Genomic DNA, 18,622 nt, shown 5'->3' with positions numbered 1-18,622 from the left:
CGAATGCGCGCCGACTGGTTAGGTTGCAAGCATGGTCGCCGCATCGAGGCCTGCCACCGTCCTACTGCTGGCGGCGACAGTGATCCTGGCTGCATGCACCCGCTACGTCGACGATCCGCGGGCGGTGCCCGGCGCCGACCTGTCGGCGGCCGCGACCGCGGCGGAAGCCGACGCGTCACAGTGCGTGACGACCGACGCTCCGCTGACGACGATCCCGGCCAGGGGCGATAACGAGCCGGTGATGAAGATCCCTCAGCCGCCGAATTGGGTTCGGTCGACGATGATGGATTCGGAGCTGATCCGATTCGCTTTGCGCAACGACCGTCTCACCACCGACGGTTTCGCGGCGAATGTCGTGGTCACGTTCGAGCGCGCCGCGGGCAGCCAAGACGCGGGCTTGGTGTTCGACAACATGCTCGACGCGTTGGAGTCCGGGCTGGGCGCAACCGACGTCCGCGTCGCCGAGGGCACGCTGTGCGCGCTGCCTGCCCGGACGTTCCGCTACCAGATGCCGGTGTTGGGCAACATCGCGGCGCACCCGGCCATCGCGCTCGGCGTCGTGATGCATTCCAACAATGCGACCTACGCCGTCAGCGTGACCGCCCAGACCATGGACCCCGACGACCCGACGTATCAACGTGACACCGAGACGATGTTGACGGGTTTCCAACTCCTGCCGCCGTCGCCGAACTGAGCGGGCGTGTCGGGTGCAAACCCGCACCGTCGCGGAGCAAGTCGTAGCGTGGAGATCGTGACTGCACCCACTGATCTGCCCCGCACTGTCGGCGAGCTGAGGACGTCCGGCCATCGCGAGCGCGGCGTCAAAGCCGAAATCAGGGAGAACCTGCTGGCCGCGCTGGCGGAGGGCCGCAACCCGTGGCCGGGCATCTTCGGCTTCGAGGACACCGTCATCCCGCAGTTGGAGCGAGCGCTGATCGCCGGTCACGACGTCGTGCTGCTCGGCGAACGCGGTCAGGGCAAGACGCGGCTGCTGCGCGCGCTGGCCGGTCTGCTCGACGAGTGGACCCCGGTGATCGCCGGCTCGGAGCTGGGTGAGCATCCGTACCGCCCGATCACTCCGGAGTCGATCCGCCGGGCCGCCGACAGCGGTGACGACCTGCCCATCGCCTGGCGGCACCGCAGCGAGCGCTACACCGAGAAGCTGGCCACTCCGGACACCAGCGTGGCCGACCTCGTCGGCGACATCGACCCGATCAAGGTGGCCGAGGGCCGCAGCCTCGGCGACCCGGAAACCATCGCCTACGGCCTCATCCCGCGCGCACACCGGGGCATCGTCGCGATCAACGAGCTGCCCGACCTAGCCGAGCGCATCCAGGTGTCGATGCTCAACGTGATGGAGGAGCGCGACATCCAGGTCCGCGGCTACACGCTGCGGCTGCCGCTCGATGTTCTTGTCGTGGCCAGCGCCAACCCGGAGGACTACACGAACCGCGGCCGGATCATCACGCCGCTGAAGGACCGCTTCGGTGCGGAGATCCGGACCCACTATCCGCGTGAACTCGACGCGGAAGTCGGCGTCATCACCCAGGAGGCGCACCTTGCCGCCGAGGTGCCCGAGTACCTGGTGCACGTGCTTGCCAGGTTCGCCCGCTATCTACGCGAGTCGCGGTCGATCGACCAGCGCTCGGGCGTGTCGGCCCGCTTCGCGATCGCCGCCGCCGAGACCGCCGCCGCGGCCGCGCGCCACCGGTCGGCCGTCCTCGGCGAGCAGGAGCCCGTCGCCCGCGTGGTCGACCTGTCCTCGGTGGTCGACGTGCTGCGCGGCAAGCTCGAGTTCGAGTCCGGCGAGGAGGGCCGCGAGCAGGCGGTGCTCGAACACCTGCTGCGGCGGGCCACCGCCGACACCGCGCAGCGGCTGCTCGGCGGTATCGACGTCGGACCGCTGGTGGTGGCAATCGAGAACGGGTCGGCGGTCACCACCGGCGAGCGGGTGTCCGCTCGCGAGGTGCTGGCCGCGGTGCCCGAAGTCCCGGCGATCGCCGAGATACAGAAGCGGCTCGGGGCGGTGACCGACGGTCAGCGGGCCGCGGCCGTCGAACTGGCGCTCGAGGCGCTGTACCTGGCCAAGCGGATCGACAAGGTGTCCGGAGAAGGCGAAACCGTCTATGGGTAAGAGCACGCCGCGTGTCGGCCAGTGTGAATCTGACGACGGAAATCGCCGAAAAACGTCGTCAGATTCACAAACGAGGCGCGTTGAGGCGCGTGACGATGAGTAAACGGACTTCGCGGTATTCGCGATACACCGGCGGACCCGACCCGTTGGCGCCGCCGCTCGACCTGCGCGAGGCGCTCGAGCAGATCGGCCAGGACGTGATGGAGGGCAGCTCGCCGCGGCGCGCGCTGTCGGAACTCATGCGTCGCGGCACCAAGAAAATGCGCGGCGCCGACAAACTCGCCGCCGAGGCCAACCGTCGTCGTCGAGAGCTGTTGTCGCGCAACAATCTCGACGGCACGCTGGCCGAGATCAAGAAACTTCTCGACGAGGCCGTGCTGGCCGAGCGCAAGGAGCTGGCCCGGGCGCTCGACGATGACGCCAGGTTCAACGAGATGCGCATCGAGTCGTTGCCGCCGTCACCGGCCAAGGCCGTGCAGGAGCTGTCCGACTACGACTGGCGCTCGCAGGAGGCCCGCGAGAAGTACGAGCAGATCAAGGACCTGCTCGGCCGCGAGATGCTCGACCAGCGGTTCGCGGGTATGAAGCAGGCGCTGGAAAACGCCACCGACGAGGACCGCCAGCGCGTTAACGAGATGCTCGACGACCTCAACGACCTGTTGGACAAGCACGCCAAAGGTGAAGACACCCAACAGGATTTTCAAGACTTCATGAACAAGCACGGCGAGTTCTTTCCGGAGAACCCGCGCAACGTCGACGAATTGCTGGACTCGCTGGCCCAGCGCGCCGCGGCCGCGCAGCGGTTCCGCAACAGTTTGAGCGCCGAACAACGGGCCGAATTGGATGCGTTGGCACAACAGGCGTTCGGCTCGCCGTCGTTGATGAACGCGCTGAACCGGTTGGACGCCCACCTGCAGGCGGCGCGGCCGGGGGAGGACTGGACCGGTTCGTCGGAGTTCTCCGGCGACAATCCGCTGGGCATGGGAGAGGGCGCTCAGGCGATGGCCGACATCGCCGAACTCGAGCAGCTCGCCGAGGCGTTGTCGCAGAGTTACGCCGGCGCGACGATGGAGGACGTCGACCTCGACATGCTGGCCCGCCAGCTGGGTGAGGACGCCGCCGTCGACGCGCGCACGCTGACGGAGCTCGAACGGGCGCTGATGGATCAGGGGTTCCTGAATCGGGGTTCCGACGGCCAGTGGCGGCTCTCTCCCAAGGCGATGCGTCAGCTTGGTCAGACGGCGTTACGCGATGTGGCACAACGGCTCTCGGGTCGACACGGCGAGCGGGACACCCGCCGGGCCGGCGCGGCCGGCGAGCTGACCGGGGCGACCCGGCCGTGGGCGTTCGGCGACACCGAACCGTGGAACGTCACCCGGACTCTCACCAACGCGGTGCTGCGCCAGGCGGGGACGGGGGTGGCCGAACGCCCGATTCGCATCACGGTCGAAGACGTCGAGATCTCCGAGACCGAGACGCGCACGCAGGCCGCGGTGGCGTTGTTGGTCGACACCTCGTTCTCGATGGTGATGGAGAACCGGTGGCTGCCGATGAAACGCACAGCGCTGGCGCTCAACCACCTCGTCAGCACCCGGTTCCGGTCCGACGCCCTGCAGATCATCGCCTTCGGCCGCTACGCGCGCACCGTGACGGCGGCCGAACTCACCGGGCTGGAAGGGGTGTACGAGCAGGGCACCAACCTGCACCACGCGCTGGCGCTCGCCGGGCGGCACCTGCGCCGCCATCCCAACGCGCAGCCGGTGGTGCTGGTCGTCACCGACGGTGAGCCGACCGCGCACCTGGAGGGATACGGACGCGGGGCTGGGTCGGATTCGGCGGCTCAGCCGCCGGGCGTGTTCTTTGATTACCCGCCGCATCCGCGGACGATCGCGCACACCGTCAAGGGCTTCGACGAGGTCGCCGCGCTCGGGGCGCAGGTGACGATCTTCCGGTTGGGCGACGATCCGGGACTGGCGCGGTTCATCGACCAGGTGGCCCGGCGGGTGGAGGGCCGGGTCGTGGTGCCCGATCTCGACGGTCTCGGTGCGGCCGTGGTCGGCGACTACCTGCGGTCGCGCCGGAGGCGCTAGCGACGGTCAAGCGGGCCGAGTGCGGGGTGACTCTTGCGTCCCACACGCGAGATTGCAGTCAGGGTCGTGCGCCGCCCTACGACCCTCAGCGCAATCTCGACCGTAGGAGCTTCCTGCTTACTACGGGAGACTCGCGCTAAGCGGCCTTGCGCTTCTTGCGCTTGATGGCAACGCGGCCCCACAGCGAGAAGCCGCGGATACACACGCACGGCGCCCCCGGTGAGCCGTCGCCCTCCACGGACTGGTCGAAGGTGCCCATCACCCCGACACCACGCAGGTCGACGTTGACCTCGGGCGGCACCAGGATCGTCTGGCCTCCGAAGATCGAGTACGAGTGGATCTCCACCTCCGGCGAGGTGAAGTCGGCGTACCGCAAATCGATGACCCCGCCACCGAACAGAGCGAACGTGGTCATCCGCCTCGGCACGTTCCAGCGGCCGCGGCGTTCGAATCCGCTCATGATCGCCAGCAGCATCGTCGACGGCGCGGGCCGACACGGGCCGCCGCTGCGCCCCCGGGTGACCGCGCCGGGCAGATCCGCCGACAGGCGGTCGAGCTCGTCGTTCGTTTGCGCGGCGTACGCCCTGGCCAGGCGGTCCTCATACTCGTTGAGTTGAAGGCGGCCCTGCGCGGCGGCGTCAGTGAGCAGCTGCGCCACCTGAATGCGGTCGGTGTCAGCAGCTCGCATCGAACCGTTCCGCGACGCTGGAGTGCTCATCGGATACGAGCCTACGACGAACCGTGGCACACGCAAGACCATTGTCCAAACTGTGCCCTGACGAGCCACGGCGAAGAAGGTAGATGACCAAACTTATCGCCCGGACGTCAGGAACTCAGCAAAGCCGACGGTGCCGACAGGGTTCCGCGGGACCAGGTTGGCACCCGACCGCAGCGCCGCCGCGATGTGTCCCGGCAGGGGCGCCGCGACGGCTCGCCGACGGCCTCGGTGCGCCGTCAGGTACATGCGCGCCAACTCTTTGTGCGTGTGCACGGCCGGCCCGCCGATGTCCGGCGCCCGCCCGGCGGGTTCGGCGTCGATCAGCTCCACCAGCCGTGCCGCGACGTCGGTAGTGGAGATCGGTTGAAATCTCACGCCGCGCAGCGCCCACAGCACGGGGGAGTACCGCTGCACCGCGAACATGGCGCCGATCAGATCGTGGAACTGCGTGGCGCGCAGCACCGTATGGCCGACGCCCGATGCCTCGAGGACTTGTTCGGCGCGCAGCTTCGCGCGGTAGTACGGCAGCGGGATCAGGTCGATGCCGACGATCGACACGTGCACGATGTGCGCGACGCCCGCTCGCTGCGCCGCCTCGACGAGGTTCCGCATCGCGGTGACGTCCTTGTCGCCGGTGGGCTGCGTCGCGCAGTTGACCACGACGTGCACCCCGTCAACCGCCTCGTCGAGGCCGGTGCCGCTCACCAGATCGGCCTGCGCCCAATTCACGCCGGTGTATCCGACGTGGCTCTTGCGGCTCAACGCTCGGACGGGATGCCCGGCCCCGACCGCTTCTGGAACGACGCGATGCCCCAGCGTGCCCGTTGCACCGGTGACGAGGACCGTGCGCGACATCAGCTCCTCCTCGGCGGGTGAAGGCCTCAGAATAGACCGCCTTGTCGATGAGCGACGATGCGACGCCATGGCGACGACCCTCACGTGAACTAAGGTGTTTGCGACGCGAGCAAGGGTGGGCGACGTTGATTCAGCAGCGCTTCGAGGACTCGCCGGTGGGCAAGGCGGTGGTGAGCGTCGTCATTGTGCTGTTCCTCCTCGTGGGCATCGTGTGCAACCTGCCCGATTCGCCGATCAAGCGCAGCCTGCTACCGGTCGTCGAACCGGTCGCGGTGCCCACGGGTCTGGATCAGAGTTGGGCGATGTACGCCAACCCGACCAGGCGTCAAGACACGGTCGAGGTTCAGGTCCGGTTCGCCGGCGGCGAGGTCCGGGTGTGGACCTTCGAGCCCGGCGCAAGCGGCGTCGGCTGGTGGGATCGCTGGCTACTGCTCAGATATGCCGCCGTGCTCGACTCCGCGTTCCGGCCACAGCTCGCGCACTGGGTGGTCCGGCAGGTCAGCAAGCCGAACGAACATGCCGTCGGCGTCACCATGGTGCTTCGAACCGAAACGTTGCGGGCACCGGACGAACCGCCTTCGGGAAATCGGCGCCCAACCGCCACGAAGCTTCTGTACCAAGAGAACTTGGCGGGCTCCCGATGAGCGTGTCCGATCGGCTCCGGGCGGGGGTCGGCAGGTGCGTCGACCGCTGGTGCGCCTTCTTCTTCACGTCTGCGCCGGCGTACACACTTGGCCTGGTCCGGATGGGGTTCGGGGTCGTGGTCATGGCGTGGGCCGTGGCGCTGCTGCCCGATCTGCTCGAGGTATTCGGGAATCAGGGTGTGCTGCCCGAGCATCCGAGGGTCGACTTCCAGTGGAGTGTGTTCGAGTTCTGGCCCGGCGACACCGCGCTCGTGATCGGGTGGGTGCTGATGCTGTTGTCGGCCGTCGCGATGACGGTGGGCTGGCACAGCCGCGTGGCGGCGGTCCTGGTGTTCGTCCTGCTTCAGTCGTTCCTGCGGCGCGGCGCCCCATACTTCAATGCCGGTGACGCCATTCTCACCGTCGTCGCCCTGATTCTGGCGCTCTCGTCGTGCGGGGCGGCGTTGTCGATGGACCAGCGGCGCCGTACCGGAACGTTCTGGTCCGCAGAAGCCAGGCAGGTGTGGCCCGTCCGGCTGCTGCAGATTCAGTTGTCGGTCATCTACCTCGCGACCGTCCAGGCGAAGCTGGCGGGCAAACCCTGGGTGGAGGGTTCGGCGGTCTATTACGCGTGGCACACCGACGGCAGGTGGGCGCTGCTGACCGCGCCGGAATGGTTGTCCGCCAACGCGATTCTGGTCAATGTCCTGACGTGGAGCACCCTGCTGATCGAATTGGCGCTCGCGGTACTGGTCTGGAGCCGGCGATGGCGGTTCTGGGTGCTGCTGGCCGGTGTGCTGATGCACTTGACGATCATGCTCAACCTGAATGTCGGGTTCTTCAGCCTCGCCATGTTTGTGCTGTATCTGGCGTTCGTGCCGTGGGAGGTCGTCGAGCGACTGCCGACACGGCTCAAGACCAAATGGCGCAACCGCGGGCGGTCGAATCCGTCACCGCCGCAGCAGTCCTCCGAGCAGCCGGCCGTGCCCTAGGAGCGAGCCGTCGAAATCCACTTCGGCTGGCGTTTCTCCAAGAACGCCATCATGCCTTCACGCGCCTCCTCGGAGACGAACAGTTCGGCCGACTGGGTGGTGAGGGCTTCGGCTCGGCGGTCGAAATCCGCCAGAATCGATGCTGTGGTCAAGGCTTTCGACGCGGCCAGACCCTGCGGCGACGCCTTGCCGATCGCCGTGGTGAGTTCGGCGACGCTGGCGTCGACGTCGTCGGCGGCGATCGTGATCAGGCCCATCTCGGCGGCCTCCGCGGCGCCGAACTTCTCCCCGGTGACGAAGTAGCGGGCCGCCGCGCGACTGGTCATCCTCGGCAGCAGGGTGAGCGAGATGATCGACGGGGCAACGCCGATGCGGGCCTCGGTCAACGCGAACGTGCTCTGCCGGCCGGCCACGACGATGTCGCAGGCACCGACCAGGCCGAGGCCGCCCGCGCGGACGTGCCCGTCGATGGCGCCGACCACCGGGATCGGCAGCTCGAGGATGCGGCGGAGCAGCCGGGTCATCTCGTGGGCGCGGTCGACCGCCAGTGCGCCGGGGTCACGTCCGGCAGCTTCGGCGAGATCGGCGCCCGCACAGAACGTTCCACCGGTGTGGCCGAGCACCACCGCCCGCACGGCGGGGTCGGCGACGGCGTCGGTGAAGCCCTGGTGCAGTTGGTCGACCAGCGCGGTCGACAACGCATTGCGGTTGTCCGGCGAGTCCAGGGTGAGCCGGGCGACCGGTCCGTCGACCGCGAAACCGACGAGTGCACTCATCAGTACGACCGGGGCAGACCGAGCGAGGTCTGCGCGACGAAGTTGAGGATCATCTCCCGGCTGACCGGCGCAATGCGGGCAAGCTTCGACACGGTCACCGCGGCGGCGATTCCGTACTCCTTTGTCAGCCCGTTGCCGCCCAACGACTGAACGGCCTGGTCGACCGCGCGCACCGACGCCTCACCGGCGGCGTACTTGGCCATGTTCGCCGCCTCGGCGGCGCCCACGTCGTCTCCGGCGTCGTAGAGCGACGCCGCCTTCTGCATCATCAGCTTGGCCAGCTCGATCTCGATGTGGTTCTGCGCCAACGGATGCGACAGGCCCTGGTGCGCGCCGATCGGTGTCTTCCACACCTGTCGAGACTTGACGTAGTCGACGGCCTTGTTGATCGCGAACCGGCCCATGCCGACCGCGCTGGCGGCGCCCATGATCCGCTCGGGGTTCAGGCCGGCGAACAACTGGGCGATCGCGGCGTCCTCCGAACCCACCAGCGCGTCCGACGGCAGGCGCACCTCGTCGAGGAACACCTGGAACTGGCTCTCCGGGCTGACCAGTTCCATGTCGATCTTCGTCCAGCTCAACCCTTTTGTGTCGGTCGGCACGATGAACAGCGCCGGCTTGAGGTTGCCGGTTTTGTGATCTTCGGTGCGGCCGACGATCAGCACCGCCTGCGCTTGGTCGATGCCGGAGATGAACACCTTCTGGCCGTTGATGATCCAGTCGCTGCCGTCGCGGCGCGCCGTGGTGGTGATGCGGTGGCTGTTGGAACCCGCGTCGGGTTCGGTGATCGCGAACGCCATCGTGATCGAGCCGTCGGCGATGCCGGGCAGCCAGCGCTTCTTCTGCTCCTCAGTGCCGAACTTCGAGATGATCGTGCCGTTGATCGCCGGCGACACCACCATCATCAGCAGCGCCGAGCCGGCCGCGGCCATCTCCTCCATCACCAGCGACAGCTCGTACATCCCCGCGCCACCGCCGCCGTACTCCTCGGGCAGGTTCACTCCGATGAAGCCGAGTTTGCCTGCCTCGGACCACAACTCGTCGGTGTGCTGGCCGGCGCGGGCCTTCTCGAGGTAGTAGTCCTGGCCGTAGTTGGCGGCCATCGCGGCCACCGCCTTGCGTAGCGCCTGCTGCTCTTCGGTCTCGATGAAACTGCTCATTGCTGGTCTCCTTGTGGGTTCTCGACTCGGGCCAGGACTGCTCCGACATCGACTTGTTGGCCGGGTTCGACGTTCAGTTCGGTGAGCACGCCGTCGGTGGGGGCGGTCACGGTGTGCTCCATCTTCATCGCCTCCAGCCACACCAGCGGTTGGCCGGCGGTGACCGCGTCGCCGACCGCCGCGCCGATCCGTAACACCGATCCGGGCATCGGCGCCAACAGCGAGCCGAGGGCGACCGCGGCGTCGGGATCGCCGAAGCGTGGCAGCGCGGTGAGCTGCACTGGGCCCGAGGGGGAGTCGACGAACACCGCGTCGGCGTAGCGGGCGACATCGAACGGCCGGTCGACGCCGTCGACCCGCAGCACCACCTGCGTCGGACCGGCCGACACCAGCGAGACGCCGTCGTGGCCGGGCAGGTCGAGGCCGCCGCGGGCGAACCGGTAACGCACCTCGTGCTCGGTGCCCGTCACGTCGGCATACCGCTTCGTCTGGTGGCCCGCCGCGAGATTGCGCCACCCGCTGGGTGCGGCCGCGAAAACCTTTGCGGTACCGCGGTTGTGGGCGGCGTCGGCGAGCGCGGCAGCGATCGCGGACAACGCCACCGCGTGATCGCCGGCCAGCGGCGCGGCGAGGTCGGCGAGGCCGTGCGTGTCGAAGAACGCGGTGTCGGTGGCACCGTCGAGGAACGCCGGATGCCGCAGCACGTTGACGAGCAGGTCGCGGTTGGTGCGTACGCCGTGGATCCGGGCGCGGGTCAGCGCGTCCGCGAGCACGCCGGCGGCTTGGCGCCTGCTCGGCGCATACGAAATGACCTTGGCCAGCATCGGATCGTAGAAGATCGACACCTCCGAGCCCGCCACGACGCCGGAGTCGACGCGCACGTTGGCCGGCACCTCGAACCGGTGCACGGTGCCGGCTTGCGGCTGCCACCCCTTGGCCGGGTCCTCGGCGTAGAGCCGAGCCTCGATCGAGTACCCGCGCGACGGCGGCGGTTCGGTGCCGAGCCGACCACCGTCGGCGACGATCAGTTGCAGTTCGACGAGATCCAGCCCGGTCGTCTCCTCGGTCACCGGGTGCTCGACCTGAAGCCGGGTGTTCATCTCGAGGAAGAAGAACTCGCCGTTCTCGTCGGCCATGAACTCGACTGTGCCCGCGCCGGTGTAGTCGATCGCGGTGGCGGCCAACCGGGCGGCGTCGAACAGTTTCGCGCGCATGCCGGGGGTGCGCTCGACGAGCGGTGAGGGCGCCTCCTCGATGATCTTCTGATGGCGGCGCTGAATCGAGCATTCGCGTTCGCCGACCGCCCAGACGGTGCCGTGTTCGTCTGCGAGCACCTGCACCTCGACGTGATGGCCGGTGGCGAGGTAGCGCTCGCAGAACACCGTCGGGTCACCGAAGGCCGACTGCGCCTCGCGGCGAGCCGCCTCGACTTGGCCCGCAAGTTCGGCCAGCTCGCGCACCACCCGCATGCCGCGGCCGCCGCCGCCCGCCGACGCCTTGATCAGCACCGGTAGCTGATCGGCGGTGACGGTGTCGGGATCGAGCTCGTCGAGCACCGGAACACCGGCAGCGGCCATCAGCTTCTTGGCCTCGATCTTCGACCCCATCGCGGCGACCGCGGCCACCGGCGGCCCGATCCACGTCAGCCCGGCGTCCTGGACCGCGGCGGCGAATTCCGCGTTCTCCGAGAGGAAGCCGTACCCGGGGTGAATCGCGTCGGCACCTGTCGCCTTCGCCGCTGCGATCAACTGCCCGGCATCGAGGTATCCGGTGCGGCCCTCGAGGCGGACCCGCGCGTCGGCCTCACCGACATGGGGCGAGTGCGCGTCGGGATCGGTGTAGACCGCGACGGTGCCGATACCGAGCCGCCGGCACGTGTCGAACACCCGCCGCGCGATCTCGCCGCGGTTGGCCACCAGAACTCGTGTGATCATCGGGCCCCTTCCTTCGCGATTTCGGCGCAGTTGGTTGCGCTCACCGCGACCAAGTACACCGAAATCACTGACATCTCGGCGCTCACATCCGGAAGACGCCGAAGTTCGACGTCCCCTTGATCGGGCCATTGGCGATGGCGGACAGACACATTCCGAGGACCGTGCGGGTGTCGCGCGGGTCGATGACCCCGTCGTCGTACAGCCGGCCGGACAGGAACATCGGCAGTGACTCGGCCTCGATCTGCGCCTCCACCGCCGCCCGCAGTGCCGCGTCGCCTTCCTCGTCGAAGACCTGGCCGCGGGCTTCGGCGGCGGCGCGGCTGACGATCGACAGCACGCCCGCCAACTGCGCACCGCCCATCACCGCGGACTTGGCGCTGGGCCACGCGAACAGGAACCGCGGATCGTAGGCGCGCCCGCACATCCCGTAATGGCCGGCGCCGTAGGACGCGCCGATCAGCAGCGAGATGTGCGGAACCGTCGAGTTCGACACGGCGTTGATCATCATCGAGCCGTGTTTGATCATGCCGCCTTCCTCGTATTTGCGGCCGACCATGTAACCGGTGGTGTTGTGCAGGAACAACAATGGAGTGTCGGAACGGTTGGCCAGCTGGATGAACTGGGTGGCCTTCTGCGACTCCTCGCTGAACAGCACGCCGCGTGCGTTGGCCAGGATGCCGATCGGGTAGCCGTACAGCCGGGCCCAACCGGTCACCAGCGACGAGCCGTACATCGGCTTGAACTCGTCGAATTCCGAGCCGTCGACCACGCGGGCGATGACGTCGCGCGGGTCGAACGGGATCCGTAGATCGGCGGGCACGATGCCCAGCAGTTCCTCGGCGTCGAAGAGCGGCTCGACGACCGGTGCGGGCGCCGGGCCCTGCTTGTGCCAGTTCAGCCGTGCCACGATGCGGCGTCCGATCCGGATCGCGTCGGGCTCGTCGATCGCGAAGTAGTCGGCCAGCCCGGAAGTGCGCGCGTGCATTTCGGCTCCGCCGAGCGACTCGTCGTCGGCATCCTCGCCGGTGGCCATCTTCACCAGCGGCGGGCCGGCCAGGAACACCTTCGAGCGCTCCTTGATCATCACGACGTGGTCGGACATGCCGGGAATGTAGGCGCCGCCGGCCGTCGAGTTGCCGAACACCAGCGCGATGGTCGGAATGCCCGCCGCCGACAGCCTGGTGAGGTCGCGGAACATCTGTCCGCCCGGGATGAAGATCTCCTTCTGCGTCGGCAGGTCGGCGCCGCCGGACTCCACCAACGAGATCACCGGCAGCCGGTTCTGCAGCGCGATCTGGTTGGCGCGCAGGATCTTCTTCAGCGTCCACGGGTTGCTGGTGCCGCCCTTGACCGTGGGATCGTTCGAGACGATCAGGCACTCGACACCCTCGACCGCCCCGATGCCGACCACCACGCTGGCGCCGACGGTGAAGTCGCTGCCCCACGCGGCGAGCGGGCTCAACTCCAGGAAGGGCGAGTCCGGGTCGAGCAGCAGCTCGATGCGCTCGCGCGCGGTGAGTTTGCCGCGGTCGTGGTGACGCTGAACATATTTCGATCCGCCGCCGGCCAACGCCTTGGCATGCTCGGCTTCGAGCTCGGCAAGCTTGGCGGTCATCGTGGACGCCGCCTCGTCGTAGGCGGGTGACGCGGCGTCGAGCGTGGAGTGCAGTGCGGTCACGATTGATATCCCAACGTCTTAGCGGCCAGCGAGGTGAGGATCTCGGTTGTGCCGCCGCCGATTCCGAGGATGCGCATGTCGCGGTACTGGCGCTCGACCTCGGACTCTGACATGTAACCCATGCCGCCGAACAACTGCACCGCCTGGTTGGCCACCCATTCGCCGGCCTCCACGGCGGTGTTCTTGGCGAAGCAGACTTCGGCGATCAGGTTCGTCTCGCCGCGAAGCTGCCGCTCGACGATGCTGCGGGTGTAGACCCGCGCGACGTCGATGCGGCGCGCCATCTCGGCCAGCGTGTTCTGCACCTGCTGGCGCGAGATCAGCGGGCGGCCGAAGGTCTCGCGGTTGCGGCACCACTCGACGGTCAGGTCAAGGCACCGCTGAGCGCTCGAATACGCCTGCGCGGCAAGGCCGACGCGCTCGGAGACGAAGGCTCCGGCGATCTGGACGAAGCCGGTGTTCTCCGCACCGATGAGGTTGGCGGCGGGCACACGGACGTCGGTGTAGGACAGTTCGGCGGTGTCCGACGACCGCCAGCCCATCTTGTCGAGCTTGCGGGTGACCTCAAATCCGGTCATGCCCTTGTCCACCACGATCAGCGAAACGCCCGCGGCGCCGGGCCCACCGGTACGCGCCGCGGTCACCACATAGTCGGCGCGCACGCCGGAGGTGATGTAAGTCTTGGCGCCGTTGATGATGTAGTGATCACCGTCGCGCTCCGCTCGGGTGGTCAGGTGTCCGACATCAGAACCGCCGCCGGGTTCGGTGATCGCCAGGCTGCCGATCTTCTCGCCGCGCAGCGTCGGCCGGACATAGGTGTCGATCAGCCGCTCGTCACCGGATGCGATCATGTGCGGCACCGCGATTCCGCAAGTGAACAGCGACGCGAAGACCCCGCCGGGGGATCCGGCGTAATGCATCTCCTCGCAGATGACCACCGCGTCGGCGCCGTCGCCGCCACCACCCCCGACTGCTTCCGGGAAGCCGGCGCCGAGCAGTCCGGCCTCGCCGGCCTTGCGGTGCAGTTCGCGGGGCAACTCGCCGGTCCGCTCCCACTCGTCGACATGCGGAAGGACCTCGCGTTCGGCGAACGCGCGCACCGTCTTTCGCAGTTGCTCACGCTCGGGGGTGTGCCAGATACTCATGCCTCGACTCCCGCTCGCTCCGATCCTCGCTCGTGCCTCGCCGCGATCCTCACTCGCGTTCGTCTTCGGATACTCACGGCAATAGCTCCTCAGGGATGTCTGAACAGAATTCGACAGGGATGTCGACGGTCCTGCTGCGCAGCCATTCTCCGAGCCCTTTGGCCTGAGGGTCGAAGCGGGCCTGATAAGCGACTCCTTCGCCGAGGATGCCCTCGATGACGAAGTTCACCGCGCGCAGGTTGGGCAACAGATGCCGGGTGACGGTGAGATCGGCGGTCTCCGGCAGCAGTTCGCGCAGCTTTTCGATGGTCAACTCATGCGACAGCCACCGCCACTGCTCTTCGGTGCGCACCCAGACACCGACGTTGGCGCTGCCGCCCTTGTCTCCGCTGCGGGCGCCGGCGATGGTGCCCAGCGGCAGCCGCCGCGTCGCCCCGACCGGAAGCGGCTCGGGTGACGCGAGCGGCGACACCGGCGCCAACTCCATTGTCTCGGCGGCGGGCGGGATCTCGACACGGCGGCCGTCGGCATACACGGCCACGTGCGGCACTTCGGTGGCCGCGACGAACGCGGGCCTGAACACGCCGTACACCTGTCCTTGTCCCGGCGGACTGGTGGCGTGGAAGCCCGGGTAACTTGCGAGCGCCAATTCCACTGCCGCCGAAGAGAACTGGCGCCCGACATTGGCCGGGTCGGGGTCGCGGACCACGCACCGCAGCAGTGCACTCGCCGCCTCTTCGGTGTCGGCGTCGGCGTGGTCGGTGCGCGCCAGCGTCCACTCCATCTCGGCGGGCTTGACCGTCAGGCTGCTCTCCAGCTGGCGCCGCACCAGGTCGGCCTTCGCCTCGATGTCGAGGCCGGTGAGCACCAGCGTCACATCGTTGCGGAAACCGCCGATGCTGTTGAGCGAGACCTTGAGCGTCGGCGGCGGCGGCTCGCCGCGCACCCCGGCGATCCCCACCCGGTCGCGGCCGTCGCCGGACAACTCGATGCTGTCCACCCGCAACGTCGCGTCCGGGTTGGCATACCGCGCGCCGCCGATCTCGTACAGCAGTTGCGCGGTGACCGTGTCGACGGTGACCGCGCCGCCGGTGCCCGGATGCTTGGTGATGACCGAGGTGCCGTCGGAGTGGATCTCGGCGAGCGGAAAGCCCGGATGGGTCAAGGTCGTCAGGTCGGGAAAATCGCGGGCGAAGAAGGCGTAGTTGCCGCCGGTCGCCTGAGCGCCGCACTCGATGACATGGCCGGCCGCGACGGCGCCGGCGAGCCGGTCGTAGTCCGTGCGACGCCAGCCGTGATGCGCCGCGGCCGGCCCGACGATCACCGACGCGTCGGTCACCCGGCCGGTCACCACCACGTCGGCCCCGGCATCGAGGCACTCGACGATGCCCCACGCGCCGAGATAGGCGTTGGCCGCCAGCACCGAGCCGAACCCGAGCTCGTCGGCGCGCCCGAGCAGGTCGTCGCCCTCCACGTGCGCGACGTTGACCGAGAGCCCCAGCCGGTCGGCCAGTGCACGCACCGCCTCGGCGAGCCCGGCGGGGTTGAGCCCACCGGCGTTGGCCACGATCCGCACACCGCGGTCGAGCGCCAGCCCGAGGCACTCCTCGAGCTGGGTCAGGAACGTCTTGGCGTAGCCGCGGGCCGGGTCCTTGGCGCGGTCGCGGGCCAGAATCAGCATGGTCAGCTCGGCCAGGTAGTCGCCGGTGAGGAAGTCCAGGTCGCCGCCGGTCAGCATCTCCCGCATCGCCGCCAGCCGGTCGCCGTAGAAGCCCGAGCAGTTGCCGATGCGCACCGGGTCGGAGTGCAGAGCCGGATCAGGAACAGGGGAGGTCACGCAGGCTCCCTTCGTTGCGGGCCTCAACCAACCGGTAGGTTAGCGGGTACCGGCGGTATCGCGTCAAGGCATCTGCCACACCGGTTGGCCGCACGAGTCGCTGTTTTGGAGGCTACGCAGGTCGTTGGTTATCCTGAAGGGCGCCGCGCACGCGAGGAGCGAAAGAACTCCAGCCGACGCCGCACGCACTTACCCCCAAGAGGAGATCCGATCATGGCTGTGCCCAAGCGCAGGATGTCGCGCGCGAACACCCGTAGCCGGCGTGCGCAGTGGAAGGCCAAGCGCACCGAGCTCGTCAGCGTGAACGTCGCCGGTCAGCAGCACAAGGTGCCGCGTCGGCTGCTCAAGGCAGCCCGCCTGGGCCTGATCGACCTCGACCGCCGCTGACGCTCTGCCTGCAGTGCCGGCCCGGCCGGCGACGCGCCTCTCAGGTCACTCTCAGATAGGGGGTCGACACTGTGGCTGTGCGCATTCTTGTCGTTGATGATGACCGCGCGGTGCGCGAGTCGCTGCGCCGATCCCTGTCCTTCAACGGTTACTCCGTCGAACTGGCTCAGGACGGCGTCGAGGCACTGGACCTGATCGCCAGCGATCGGCCCGACGCCCTGGTGCTCGATGTGATGATGCCGCGGTTGGACGGCCTCGAGGTGTGTCGCCAGCTGCGCAGCACCGGCGACGACCTGCCGATCCTGGTGTTGACGGCGCGCGACTCGGTCTCCGAGCGCGTGGCCGGCCTCGACGCCGGCGCCGACGACTACCTGCCGAAGCCGTTCGCCCTCGAGGAACTCCTGGCCCGCATGCGGGCGCTGCTCCGCCGCACCGGCCCCGAGGACGAAAACGCCGAGTCGGCCGCGATGACGTTCTCCGATCTTTCGCTCGACCCCGTCACCCGCGAGGTCACCCGGGGCCAACGCCCGATCAGCCTAACCCGGACTGAGTTCGCGCTGCTCGAGATGCTGATCGCCAACCCCCGCCGGGTGCTGACCCGCAGTCGCATCCTCGAAGAGGTGTGGGGATTCGACTTCCCGACCTCCGGCAATGCCCTCGAGGTGTACGTCGGTTACCTGCGCCGCAAGACCGAAGCCGAAGGAGAGCCGCGACTGATCCACACCGTGCGCGGGGTGGGTTATGTGCTTCGCGAAACGCCTCCCTGATGTCTGCACCGAGTAACGGGTTTGCCCCACAACCTGATTCGCGCTATCCGCAGTCGAGAACGAGTTCGGTGTCGCTGCGGTGGCGCGTGATGCTGCTGGCGATGTCGATGGTGGCGATGGTCGTGGTGCTGATGGCGGTGGCCGTCTGGGCGGTGGTGTCGCGCGCCCTGTACGACGACGTCGACAACCAACTGCGCACCCGGGCCCGACTGTTGATCGAGAGCGGATCGCTGCAGGCCGACCCGAGCAAGGCCATCGAGGGCACCGCGTACTCGGACGTCAACGCGATGCTGGTGATTCCGGGCCGGGCCATCTTCACGGCCAACCAGCAGGGGCAGACGCTGCCGCTGGGCGAACCCGAAAAGGCCGTGCTGCGCGGAGAACTGATCATGTCGCTGCGCACGGCCAACCATCAGCGGGTGCTGGCGATGCACCTGCCCAACGACAGCTCACTGCTCATCTCCAAGAGCATGGTGCCCACCGCACAACTGCTCCGACGCCTCAGCACGGTGCTGATCATCGTCGGCGGAGTCGGGGTTGCGGTGGCGGCCATCGCCGGTGGTGCCGTCGCGCGCGCGGGCCTGCGCCCCGTGGCACGGTTGACCGAAGCCGCCGAGCGGGTGGCGCGCACCGACGACCTGCGGCCCATTCCGGTGTTCGGCAGCGACGAACTCGCCCGCCTCACCGAGGCGTTCAACATGATGCTGCGTGCGCTGGCGGAGTCCCGGGAACGCCAAGCCCGCCTGGTCACCGATGCCGGCCACGAACTGCGCACACCGCTGACGTCATTGCGCACCAACGTCGAACTGCTGATGGCGTCGATGGCCCCCGGTGCGCCGCGGTTGCCGGAGGAGGAGATGGCGGATCTTCGCGCTGACGTGATCGCCCAGATCGAGGAACTCTCGACGCTGGTCGGCGATCTCGTCGACCTCACGCGCGACGACGCCAGTGTCACCGTGCACGAATCGGTCGACGTCGCGGAGATCGTGGACCGGTCGCTGGAACGAGTTCGCCGCCGCCGCAACGACATCGAGTTCGAGACGTCGACCACTTCATGGGTGGTCTACGGCGACGAGGCCGGGTTGGGCCGAGCAGTGCTCAACCTGCTCGACAACGCCGCGAAGTGGAGCCCTCCGGGCGGCCGGGTGGTGGTGCGCCTGGACCAGATCGATCCGATGTATGCCGAGTTGGTGGTCTCCGACTACGGCCCCGGCATTCCGCCGCAGGAGCGGTCGCTGGTGTTCGAGCGCTTCTACCGGTCGACGACTGCGCGGTCGATGTCCGGCTCGGGCCTCGGGTTGGCGATCGTCAAACAGGTTGTGCTCAAGCACGGTGGTTCGCTACGCATCGAGGACACCGTGCCAGGCGGAAATCCACCGGGCACGTCGGTGCACGTCGTGCTGCCGGGGCGGCCCACGCTGGACGTTCCCCCCGAGCGGGGCGTTTCCCGACACGCGCCCGCTGAGTAGCCCCGCCACGGGTCGGCGTCGACGATGATTGACCTCGGCGGGAACGGGGGAACGAAT

At 68.3% G+C, this 18,622-nt stretch carries 16 protein-coding genes; 8 read left to right on the top strand and 8 right to left on the bottom strand.

All coding sequences use genetic code 11. From position 1 onward, the window contains the following. Positions 1-31 precede the first annotated feature (31 nt). The 3 genes from AU185_RS12485 to AU185_RS12475 all read left to right on the top strand — a co-directional run bounded on the left by AU185_RS12485 (position 32) and on the right by AU185_RS12475 (position 4,224). On the top strand, positions 32-694 hold the full coding sequence (locus AU185_RS12485; RefSeq protein WP_059098112.1) for a hypothetical protein: 663 nt from the start codon (positions 32-34) through the stop codon (positions 692-694). A gap of 57 nt (positions 695-751) precedes the next feature. After that, on the top strand, positions 752-2,134 hold the full coding sequence (locus tag AU185_RS12480; RefSeq protein WP_059098432.1) for a sigma 54-interacting transcriptional regulator: 1,383 nt from the start codon (positions 752-754) through the stop codon (positions 2,132-2,134). Between the two features lie 95 nt (positions 2,135-2,229). After that, entirely contained in the window at positions 2,230-4,224 is a 1,995-nt protein-coding gene (locus AU185_RS12475; protein WP_059098431.1) for a VWA domain-containing protein, read from the top strand. A 136-nt stretch (positions 4,225-4,360) separates the two neighbouring features. Here the strand turns inward: AU185_RS12475 and AU185_RS12470 are convergent, their stop codons facing one another. Next, complete coding sequence (locus AU185_RS12470) at positions 4,361-4,942, bottom strand: DUF1707 SHOCT-like domain-containing protein (RefSeq protein ID WP_059098111.1); 582 nt, start codon at positions 4,940-4,942, stop codon at positions 4,361-4,363. A gap of 93 nt (positions 4,943-5,035) precedes the next feature. Beyond that, the gene (locus AU185_RS12465; protein WP_059098110.1) at positions 5,036-5,797 is read right to left on the bottom strand and encodes an SDR family oxidoreductase; all 762 of its coding nucleotides are present in this window, start codon (positions 5,795-5,797) and stop codon (positions 5,036-5,038) included. A gap of 125 nt (positions 5,798-5,922) precedes the next feature. Between AU185_RS12465 and AU185_RS12460 the strand changes: the two genes are divergently transcribed. Both AU185_RS12460 and AU185_RS12455 read left to right on the top strand, forming a co-directional pair. After that, on the top strand, positions 5,923-6,441 hold the full coding sequence (locus tag AU185_RS12460; RefSeq protein WP_156425491.1) for a hypothetical protein: 519 nt from the start codon (positions 5,923-5,925) through the stop codon (positions 6,439-6,441). Beyond that, positions 6,438-7,412: an HTTM domain-containing protein gene (locus AU185_RS12455; protein WP_059098108.1), complete on the top strand. Its 975-nt coding sequence runs from the start codon at positions 6,438-6,440 to the stop codon at positions 7,410-7,412. The genes AU185_RS12460 and AU185_RS12455 overlap by 4 nt, the downstream gene beginning before the upstream one ends. Here the strand turns inward: AU185_RS12455 and AU185_RS12450 are convergent. The 6 genes from AU185_RS12450 to AU185_RS12425 form a co-directional block, all read right to left on the bottom strand. After that, positions 7,409-8,188 (bottom strand): enoyl-CoA hydratase family protein, encoded by a 780-nt coding sequence (locus tag AU185_RS12450; RefSeq protein WP_059098107.1) that lies wholly within the window; start codon positions 8,186-8,188, stop codon positions 7,409-7,411. The two genes, AU185_RS12455 and AU185_RS12450, sit on opposite strands and share 4 nt — an antisense overlap. Continuing rightward, on the bottom strand, positions 8,188-9,348 hold the full coding sequence (locus AU185_RS12445; RefSeq protein WP_059098106.1) for an acyl-CoA dehydrogenase family protein: 1,161 nt from the start codon (positions 9,346-9,348) through the stop codon (positions 8,188-8,190). Before AU185_RS12445 ends, AU185_RS12450 begins: the two co-directional genes overlap by 1 nt. Beyond that, a complete protein-coding gene (locus AU185_RS12440; protein WP_059098105.1) occupies positions 9,345-11,282 on the bottom strand; it encodes an ATP-binding protein in 1,938 nt (645 codons plus the stop codon). The genes AU185_RS12445 and AU185_RS12440 overlap by 4 nt, the downstream gene beginning before the upstream one ends. A gap of 82 nt (positions 11,283-11,364) precedes the next feature. Continuing rightward, positions 11,365-12,960: an acyl-CoA carboxylase subunit beta gene (locus tag AU185_RS12435; RefSeq protein ID WP_059098104.1), complete on the bottom strand. Its 1,596-nt coding sequence runs from the start codon at positions 12,958-12,960 to the stop codon at positions 11,365-11,367. Next, positions 12,957-14,105, bottom strand: a complete 1,149-nt coding sequence (locus AU185_RS12430; protein WP_059098103.1) for an acyl-CoA dehydrogenase family protein — start codon at positions 14,103-14,105, stop codon at positions 12,957-12,959. Before AU185_RS12430 ends, AU185_RS12435 begins: the two co-directional genes overlap by 4 nt. A gap of 73 nt (positions 14,106-14,178) precedes the next feature. After that, positions 14,179-15,900, bottom strand: coding sequence for an acyclic terpene utilization AtuA family protein (locus AU185_RS12425; protein WP_172800278.1), 1,722 nt, complete (start codon positions 15,898-15,900; stop codon positions 14,179-14,181). A gap of 255 nt (positions 15,901-16,155) precedes the next feature. Between AU185_RS12425 and rpmF the strand changes: the two genes are divergently transcribed. The 3 genes from rpmF to AU185_RS12410 all read left to right on the top strand — a co-directional run bounded on the left by rpmF (position 16,156) and on the right by AU185_RS12410 (position 18,565). Then, entirely contained in the window at positions 16,156-16,329 is a 174-nt protein-coding gene (gene rpmF, locus AU185_RS12420) for a 50S ribosomal protein L32 (RefSeq protein ID WP_059098102.1), read from the top strand. Positions 16,330-16,406: 77 nt separating this feature from the next. Continuing rightward, positions 16,407-17,096, top strand: coding sequence for a two-component system response regulator MprA (mprA, locus tag AU185_RS12415; protein WP_059098429.1), 690 nt, complete (start codon positions 16,407-16,409; stop codon positions 17,094-17,096). Next, positions 17,096-18,565 carry a HAMP domain-containing sensor histidine kinase gene (locus AU185_RS12410; RefSeq protein WP_059098101.1) on the top strand — a complete coding sequence of 490 codons (1,470 nt, stop codon included), beginning with the start codon at positions 17,096-17,098 and terminating at the stop codon, positions 18,563-18,565. The genes mprA and AU185_RS12410 overlap by 1 nt, the downstream gene beginning before the upstream one ends. Positions 18,566-18,622: the final 57 nt, after the last annotated feature.

The sequence above is a fragment of the Mycobacterium sp. GA-0227b genome, from assembly GCF_001499855.1.
Lineage (GTDB): Bacteria > Actinomycetota > Actinomycetes > Mycobacteriales > Mycobacteriaceae > Mycobacterium.
The sequence above is the reverse complement of the archived record's forward strand: the minus strand, read 5'-3'. Positions and strand labels throughout refer to the sequence as shown.